7 protein-coding genes and 1 other RNA gene are annotated in these 8,522 nt (G+C 58.3%); 5 read left to right on the top strand and 3 right to left on the bottom strand.

Translation table 11 applies throughout. The features are described from left to right. The first annotated feature begins 274 nt into the window (after positions 1-274). The 4 genes from ACYVDE_RS09370 (at position 275) to rnpB (ending at position 4,515) form a co-directional block, all read left to right on the top strand. A complete protein-coding gene (locus ACYVDE_RS09370) occupies positions 275-1,207 on the top strand; it encodes a metallophosphoesterase family protein (protein WP_460501230.1) in 933 nt (310 codons plus the stop codon). A gap of 162 nt (positions 1,208-1,369) precedes the next feature. Then, the gene (locus ACYVDE_RS09365) at positions 1,370-3,232 is read left to right on the top strand and encodes a M1 family metallopeptidase (protein WP_460501229.1); all 1,863 of its coding nucleotides are present in this window, start codon (positions 1,370-1,372) and stop codon (positions 3,230-3,232) included. A gap of 58 nt (positions 3,233-3,290) precedes the next feature. After that, the gene (locus ACYVDE_RS09360; RefSeq protein ID WP_460501228.1) at positions 3,291-4,088 is read left to right on the top strand and encodes an HNH endonuclease; all 798 of its coding nucleotides are present in this window, start codon (positions 3,291-3,293) and stop codon (positions 4,086-4,088) included. Between the two features lie 22 nt (positions 4,089-4,110). Next, an RNA gene (rnpB, locus tag ACYVDE_RS09355) (RNase P RNA component class A) lies at positions 4,111-4,515 on the top strand. Between the two features lie 167 nt (positions 4,516-4,682). On the opposite strand, the gene ACYVDE_RS09350 is transcribed toward rnpB, so the two are convergent. Both ACYVDE_RS09350 and ACYVDE_RS09345 read right to left on the bottom strand, forming a co-directional pair. Continuing rightward, positions 4,683-5,132, bottom strand: a complete 450-nt coding sequence (locus tag ACYVDE_RS09350; protein ID WP_460501227.1) for a c-type cytochrome — start codon at positions 5,130-5,132, stop codon at positions 4,683-4,685. Between the two features lie 9 nt (positions 5,133-5,141). Continuing rightward, positions 5,142-6,425 (bottom strand): PQQ-dependent sugar dehydrogenase, encoded by a 1,284-nt coding sequence (locus ACYVDE_RS09345; RefSeq protein ID WP_460501226.1) that lies wholly within the window; start codon positions 6,423-6,425, stop codon positions 5,142-5,144. Between the two features lie 193 nt (positions 6,426-6,618). Here ACYVDE_RS09345 and ACYVDE_RS09340 point away from each other — a divergent pair, with 193 nt between their 5' ends. After that, positions 6,619-7,782: a sigma-54-dependent transcriptional regulator gene (locus tag ACYVDE_RS09340; protein ID WP_460501225.1), complete on the top strand. Its 1,164-nt coding sequence runs from the start codon at positions 6,619-6,621 to the stop codon at positions 7,780-7,782. Positions 7,783-7,878: 96 nt separating this feature from the next. Here ACYVDE_RS09340 and ACYVDE_RS09335 read toward each other — a convergent pair whose 3' ends face one another. Further along, positions 7,879-8,280, bottom strand: a complete 402-nt coding sequence (locus ACYVDE_RS09335; RefSeq protein WP_460501231.1) for a glycosyl-4,4'-diaponeurosporenoate acyltransferase CrtO family protein — start codon at positions 8,278-8,280, stop codon at positions 7,879-7,881. Positions 8,281-8,522 lie beyond the last annotated feature (242 nt).

Here is an 8,522-nt window from a genome sequence, read left to right as displayed (position 1 = left end):
GGCGGCCACGGCCTGGCCAACATGCGCCAGCGCGCCGAAGCCGTGGGCGGAGCGCTGCACTTCGTGGCCGAGGCCACGGGGTTCGGCGTGGTGGCCTGTTTGCCGGGGTAGCGGGGCGAACAGACGTATTTTAGAAGAAAGAACGTCATGCAGAGCGCAGCGAAGCATCTCGCGTGTTGTCAGTAATTCGGTCGGCAGGGTTACTATTGCACGCGGGATGCTTCGCTGCGCTCTGCATGACGTTCTACTGTATTCTAACCTGTTTCCCGCCCCCATGTACGACCTCATCGGCGACCTCCACGGCCACGCCGCCGAGCTGCGGCAGCTGCTGACGAAACTCGACTACGCCCCCGATGATGCCGGGGTGTACCGCCACACCGGCGGTAGGCAGGTCATCTTCGTGGGCGACTTCATCGACCGCGGCCCGGCCATTCGCGAGACGCTGCAGATTGTGCGTGGCATGGTGGACGGCGGCGCGGCCCTGGCCGTGATGGGCAACCACGAGTACAACGCCCTTGCCTTCTGGACTTTCGACCCTACCGGCGGGCACCTGCGGCCGCACAAGCCCGTCCACATCATTCAGCATCTCGAAACCATTAAGGAATTCCGCAGCAAGGAACTGTTTGCCGAGTGGCTCGATTACCTGAAGTGGTTCTACACGCTGCCGCTGTTTCTGGAGCTGCCCGGGCTGCGCGTGGTGCACGCCTGCTGGGATGCCCGCTACATTGCCCAGCTGCGCCAGTGGCTGCCCGACGACCGCCTCACGCCCGAGTTCCTGCTGCGCGCCAGCCGCGAGGGCTCGGCCGAGATGGATGCCGTGGAAATCACACTCAAAGGCCACGAAACCGACCTGCCCGACGACCACGCCTTCTTCGACAAAGACGGCCACCGCCGCACCAAGATGCGCACCGCCTGGTGGCGCGACCCCGCCGCCGCCACCTACGACGACTATTACCTCGAACCCATCGAATCCCTCGCCGGCCAGCCCGTCGATGTAGCCGCGCTGCTCAATGCCAGCTACTACCAGGACGAAACGCCCGTGTTTTTCGGCCACTACTGGCTCAAGGGCGAGCCCCGCCTGCTCACACCACATTCCGTATGCCTCGACTACAGCGTGGCTCGGGGCGGCGAGCTGGTGGCCTACCGCTGGCACGGCGAGCAGACGCTCACGCCAGTGGGGCTGGTACGAGTAGCGGGGATACAGTAGCGCGGACTTTGTAGTCCGCGACTCCACGCCGGTCGAGCGGCCCTAACGGTACGGGGGCGCAGACTACAAGGTCCGCGCTACGTGTGGGCTGCCATTCGCCCCTTCCGCCGTTCCTTTGGGCTTTGGCGGCGCTGCTGCCGCGTCTTTTGCTTCTCCTGCCTCATGCGTTTCCTCCGTTTTGCCCTGCTGCTGCTGGCCGCGCCCGCCCTGGCTCAGAACCCGCTGCCGCTGCCCCGTAATTTCCAGCCTCTGTTCGAGAAGGGCACCCGCAGCGCCACCGGCGCGCCCGGCCCCAACTACTGGCAGAACACCGCCGACTACGACCTCAACGTCTCGTTCGACCCCTCCACCCGCCGCGTGGCCGGCACCGTCGATATCAAGTACGTCAACAACAGTCCCGATGCGCTGCCGCAAATCTGGTTCAAGCTCTACCCCAATCTCTACCAGAAAGGCGCGCCCCGCAGCCGTGCTATTGCGCCCGAGGACGTGAGTGCGGGCGTGAGCATCTCGGCCCTGAGCATCAACGGCGAGACGTTTGACGTGAAGAAGCTGCCCGCGCAGGCCACCAACCTGCCGGTGAAGCTCGCGCAGCCCTTGGCCGCCCACGCCACCGCCACCGTGCGCGTGGCCTATAGCTACATCCTGAACAAAGGCTCGCACCAGCGTACCGGCGAGGTGGAGCCGGGCGCGGATTTCGTGGCCTACTTCTTCCCCCGCATCGCCGTGTACGACGACCTCGACGGCTGGAACAAGCTGCCCTACACCGGCGACGCCGAGTTTTACAACGACTTCTGCAACTTCAAAGCCGCCATCACCGTGCCCAAGGATTTTGTGGTGTGGGCCACCGGCGACCTCACCAACGCCGCCCAGGTGCTGGCCCCCAAATACGCCCAGCGCCTCGCCGCCGCCGAGCAGAAGGACGCGGTGAGCTTCATCATCAGCCCCGACGAAGCGAAGCAGCGCGGCATCACCGCCGCCAACGCCCAGAACACCTGGCGCTTCGAGGCCAAGAACGTGACGGACTTCGTGTTTGCCACCGCCGACCACTACACCTGGCAGAGCACCAGCTTGGTCGTCGACCCCGCCACCAAGCGCCGCACCCGCGTCGATGCCGTGTACAACGCCAAGCACAAAGACTACGAGGAAGTCATCCAGTTTGCGCGCAAAACGGTGGAGGCCATGAGCTATACCTTCCCGCGCTGGCCCTACCCCTACGCCCACGAAACCGTGTTCGACGGCCTCGACCAGATGGAGTACCCGATGATGGTGAACGACAACCCCACCGACACCCGCGACGACGCCATCACCCTCACCGACCACGAAATCTTCCACACGATGTTCCCCTTCTACATGGGTATCAACGAAACCAAGTACGGCTGGATGGACGAGGGCTGGGCCACCATCGGCGAGTGGGTGCTCTCCAGCATCATCGAGCCGAAGCTCGACGACGACTACGGCATTGCCCGCTACGCCCAGTTTGCCGACACCGAGCAGGACGCGCCCATCGTCACGCTCACCACCCAGCTGAGCGGCGTGCCGTCTTTCCTCAACTCCTACCCCAAGCCCGGCCTGGGCTACCTCTACGTGCGCGACCTGCTCGGCGACGAGCTGTTCACCAAGGCCCTGCACACCTACATCCGCAACTGGAACGGCAAGCACCCGCTGCCACCCGACTTCTTCAACAGCATGAACACCGGCGCGGGCCGCGACCTGAACTGGTTCTGGCAGCGCTGGTTTTTCGAGGGCGGCTACCCCGACCTGGCCATCGCCCGCGTCGAGAAAACCAGCCCCGGCTACGACATCCGCGTCGAAGCCCACGGCCGCAAGCCCGTCCCTGTCGACCTCATCCTCACCTTCGCCGACAACACCACCCAGCAGCTGCACCGCAGCATCAGCGTCTGGGAAACCGGCGAAACCTTCGTCACGGTGCCCGTGGTCAGCAAGCAGCCCATCCGGCGCATCACCCTGGGCAGCACCCTCGTGCCCGACAGCTACCCGAAGGATAATGTGTGGGGGGGGAATTAATTTACAGCAATATGTTTTTTACTCTATCATAGTTACAAAACATACATACAGGTTTGGTATGAAAAACAAGATAGATTGGCCGACAGAATTCAACCGTCTTAAAGGCCAAGCGGTGATTGTAGGTGCCGGCTATTATCATATGTGTTTATTGAGCAAAGACGCTGAAACAGCATATTATACTTGCACAGGTCAGTTTGCCGGATGGACAGATACTAAACCAGCTAGAGAAATAAGAGAGGCATCAAAGATTCAACCGGACAAGATGATTCGCCTTCTATTGAGCATAAAGGAGCCGGCCATCATTGTAAACAATGATTACGATGCACAACTGTTTGTACTTTTAGGAGGTCATGCTCTTCTTCACGAGGATGTAGCAAGGCGGAAATTCAGCAATGTATTGCAACCCGAAGAAGTCGTTACATCACACTCACCAGAATCGGCCGAAGGTCAATTCCAAAGTATCAGCGTTGTTCCAAGCAAAAAGTTGATTCACGCGCCCGACCCGAAATTGAGAATGCTGATTATCAAAAGAGACCATTTCAAATGCAGGGTATGTGGCAGAAGTCCGAATACGAATACAGACATTGAACTACATGTGCATCATATAAAACCATTCAGCGTTGGAGGTCTTACGGAGAAAGAGAATCTTATTACGCTTTGTCACACCTGTCACAAAGGCTTAGACCCACACTACGAATGGGAGTTGTTTAATTTCATTGGTACGCACCCTTTAGGAGGTGCTTTTCAGAAAATTGGTGATAAAGTCGAATATCACCAATTAGTCGATAATTATAGAAAATATGCTTCGAAAACTATGACCAAATTTGCGAGCAAAAAGCTTAAAGCGAAAAAGTAGTTTCTCCCCTACCTTTGCCCGCGTGATGGGTCGCCTCACCGCGGCGCTTTCGGGCGACGAGGAAAGTCCGGGCAACACAGAGCACCTTGCTTCCTAACGGGAAGGACTGGCGCGCATAACGCAACCCAGGACAGCGAGTGCCACAGAAAATTACCGCCTACGTCGCCTTCGGGCGGCCGGTAAGGGTGAAAAGGTGCGGTAAGAGCGCACCAGCGGGCGGGCGACCGTCCCGGCTGGGTAAACCTCAGGGGTTGAAAGACCAAATAAGCTGGTACGCCGGCGCGGCTTCGGCTGCATCGGCTCCGGGCGGCTCGTTCGGCGCCAGCGGGTAGGTTGATGGAGCCTTTCGGCAACGACTGGCCTAGATAAATGGTGAGGCAGGGGCTTCGGCCCCGGACAAAACCCGGCTTACAGACCCATCACACCACATTAAAAAGGCCCCTTCTGCACGGAAGGGGCCTTTTCTGTTTTGAACTGTCATGCTGAGCGCAGCGAAGTATCTCGAGTGCTACCACTAATTCAATCGATTTGATTACTTGTTACACGCGAGATGCTTCGCTGCGCTCTGCATGACGTGCTGATAGTTCAATTCTCCTACTTCCCGTTTCCCGCCCGCACGGCCTTCACCTCCGCAGCGCTCACAGCGCTGGCCTTGTTACCGAACGAGTTGCGTATGTAGGTGAGCACCGCCGCAATCTGCGCATCGGTGAGCGAGGCCTGAGCCGGCATCACGCCGCGGTACTGCTCGCCGTTGATGTCGACGCCCTGCAGGCCGTTGAGCAGTACGTTGGTGAGGCGGGTTTTGTCGCCTAGCACGTAATCGGTTTTGGCCAGGGGCGGGTTCATACCGTCCACGCCCAGGCCGTCGGCCATGTGGCAGGTGAGGCAATATTGCTTGTATACCGCACTACCCTGGGCCAGCAGCGGAGCCGAAATGGCCGTAGCGGCTTTTTTGGCGGGGGCTTTAGGGGCCGGTTTTTTCTGGGCGGCGGCGGGCGCGGCGACGGCGGCGCACAAGGCCAGCCCGGCGAGGAAATGCTTCACGAAATCAGCTTATTTCTTGGTGTACATAATGCGGTAGATGGTGCCGGCCTTGTCGTCGCTCACGTAGAGCGAGCCGTCGGGGCCCTGGGCCAGGCCGCAGGGCTTGTGGTCGGCGCGGCCAGCAGCGGCTTTGGCGGCGGTGCCGGCAAAGTTGTCGGCGAATACTTCCCACTCGCCCGAGGGCTTGCCGTTTTTGAAGGGCTGGAAGACTACGTAATAGCCCTTCTGGGGCTCAGGGGCCCGGTTCCAGGAGCCGTGGAAGGCAATGAACGCGCCATTGCGGTACTTCTCGGGAAACATGGTGCCGGTGTAGAACAGCAGACCATCCGGAGCGGTGTGGGCGGGGTAGGCGGCCACGGGGTCGAGGTACTTGGAGTCGGCCAGCTTCTTGCCGTCGCCGCCGTACTCGGGGGGCAGCATTTTCTGCTTTTTCTGGCCGTCGTAGTACAGGTAGGGCCAGCCGGCGTTGGCGCCCTTATTCAGGGCGTACATGCACTCGGCGGGCAGCTCGGCGCTCTGCTTGTCGTCGTAGAGGGCCGGGAAGTTGTCGTGCAGCTGGTCGCGTCCGTGCTGCATCACGAAAAGCTGGTTGTTCTGCTGGTTCCAGTCGAGGCCCACCACGTTGCGCAGGCCGGTGGCGTAGCGGGTGCCGCTGCCGTAGGTCTGGTTGGCCTTATCGGCCCGGAACTGCCAGATGCCGCCGGCCGAATCCAGCACCGGGCAGTTCTGGCGGCCCAGCGAGCCGCGCTCCCGGTCTTTCACCTGGCAGGAGTTCGAATAAGCCCCGATGTTCACGTAGAGGTTGCCCGCGTTGTCGAGCACAATGGACTTGCTCTCGTGCTGGTGGCGGTTAATCAGGCCGGTCACGATTTTCTCGGGCTGCGCGGGGTTAGTCACCTCCCCTTTCGCATCGAGCTTGTAGCGGAAAACCTCCTCATCCGACGACGCATACAAATAGCCGTCCTTGGCGTAAATACCCGTGCCGCCGTAGCTGCCGAAACCCGTCGGGGCCGCCGTGGCCTTGCCATTAGCCCCGGGGTGCAGCTCCAGAATGCCCTTGCCGTTTTTGGGGCTGTTAAGCTTCACGTAAATAGTGCCCTGGGGCGTGATGGCCAGGTGCCGGGCGTGGCCGCCGGTTTCGGCCACCACCAGCGCACCAAAGCCGGCGGGCAGCTTCAGGCCGGCATTATTGGGGTCGGGAGCCAGGGTGTTTTTTTGGGTGAGTGAATAGAGGCTGAAGCTGCCGGCCAGCGCCGTGGCAAGCAGCAGCGGGCGGGTTAGGTGGTTTTTCATGAAGTGCGTTGGATTGAATTAAAGCGAAAGTACAGCTGCCCAGGCGTCGGCAACCTCACCCCCGGCCCCCCTCCTGCGGAGGGGGGCCGGGGGTGAGGTTGCCCGCATGAGGCAACGCCTTCCTTAAACTCCTAGCGCCGCTTTTCGTTACCTTCGCGCCGTTCCGTTCGCATCTATTTCCTTTTCCGCCCCTATGCCCCGCATTCTCATCATCGACGACGAAAAAGCCATCCGCAATACGCTGAAGGAGATTCTGGAATTCGAAAACTACACCGTCGACCAGGCCGAAGACGGCCCCGCCGGCCTCGACCTGCTCATCCAGCAGAAATACGACGTGGTGCTCTGCGACATCCGCATGCCCAAAATGGACGGCCTCGAAGTCCTCACCCGCGCCCAGGCCATGGGTACTGACGCCGCCTTCATCATGGTCTCGGCCCACGGCAACATCGAAACCGCCGTCGATGCCACCAAAAAAGGGGCCTACGACTTCATCTCCAAGCCGCCGGACCTCAACCGTCTGCTCCTCACCGTGCGCAACGCCCTCGACCGCACCAAGCTCGTGACGGAAACCAAGACGCTGAAAAAGAAGCTCTCCGTCACAAAGGGGTCGGAAATGGTGGGCAAGTCGGCCGCCCTCGGCGCCGTGCGAAAAGCCATCGAAAAGGTGGCCCCCACCGATGCCCGCGTGCTCATCACCGGCCCCAACGGCGCGGGTAAAGAGATGGTGGCCCGCCAGCTGCACGAGCTCAGCAACCGCGCTAGCGGCCCCCTGGTGGAAGTAAACTGCGCCGCCATCCCGTCGGAGCTCATTGAGAGCGAGCTGTTCGGCCACGAAAAAGGCTCCTTCACCTCGGCCGTGAAGCAGCGCATCGGCAAGTTCGAGCAGGCCGACGGCGGCACGCTGTTTCTGGACGAAATCGGCGACATGAGCCTTTCGGCCCAGGCCAAAGTGCTGCGCGCCTTGCAGGAAAACAAAATAACCCGCGTAGGCGGCGAAAAGGAAATCTCGGTGAACGTGCGCGTGCTCGCCGCCACCAACAAAGACCTGCTCCAGGAAATCGCCGATAAAAACTTCCGCGAAGACCTCTACCACCGCCTCTCGGTGATACTAATTCAAGTGCCCGCCCTCAACGACCGCCGCGAAGACATCCCCGACCTCATCCAGAAGTTCCTCAACGACATCGCCGCCGACTACGGCAACAAGCCCAAGAAAGTCGACCCCGCCGCCCTCGAATACCTCAAAGGCCTCGACTGGCGCGGTAACATCCGCGAGCTGCGCAACGTGGTCGAGCGCCTCGTGATTATGAGCGACGACACGATTTCGGAAGGCGACGCCAAGGCGTTTGCAGGTAAGTAATCACATAAATCACGGGCATTTTATAATAGGGAAGCCGCGCGAAAATCAACTTCGCGCGGCTTCCCTAATTCCCTTTAATACAAAAATCGCTTTTACTCACATTCTATTTATTAATTTATCAATACGCCTTTTGTTTTCTTGCTGTAGCAATGAAGGATAAAAATTCATTACAACGTTTACGAGCAAAATGACAAAAGCAAACAAATAATTTAAAGTAATAATCTTTGCAAAAGCAAAAACAGTCACGAAAACGAACCCAATTAAGTGGTCTATTTCAGAAATTGTCATCTCGTGACGCAAATTGTATAGGCTAGAATTTTCAATTCTTGTTTTCAATTTAAGCCTTTGATTAAAATATTTGAAAACTGTATGAACCACAATCCATTTCAATACATTAACGCCGATAATTTTATTTATTTTTTCACTCCTAATGAAATTCAGATTAGATAATATTTTGTTGTAAAATTTTGTTTTTCTCACAACAGCCCCTAATATCATTCCAACAATCCAGGAAATAAATGCTATTGATATACTGAACGATAAGTATTTGTAATTCATATACTTAAAGCATGTGAAATAATTGTGCTCCTAAAAAATCGGCCGAGTAATTTCCAGGAAGCAGCCTGCCGGTGTCTTGATTCGCGAAGTAAGATAATATAAAAATTTCGGCGGTGGTCTAAGTGAGGATGAACACGTATAAGGTTGATGGTAACAACTCAGCATACGTGCGCCAAATGCGG

The organism is Hymenobacter agri (genome assembly GCF_054778495.1).
This window is presented reverse-complemented; position numbering and strand designations above follow the sequence as displayed.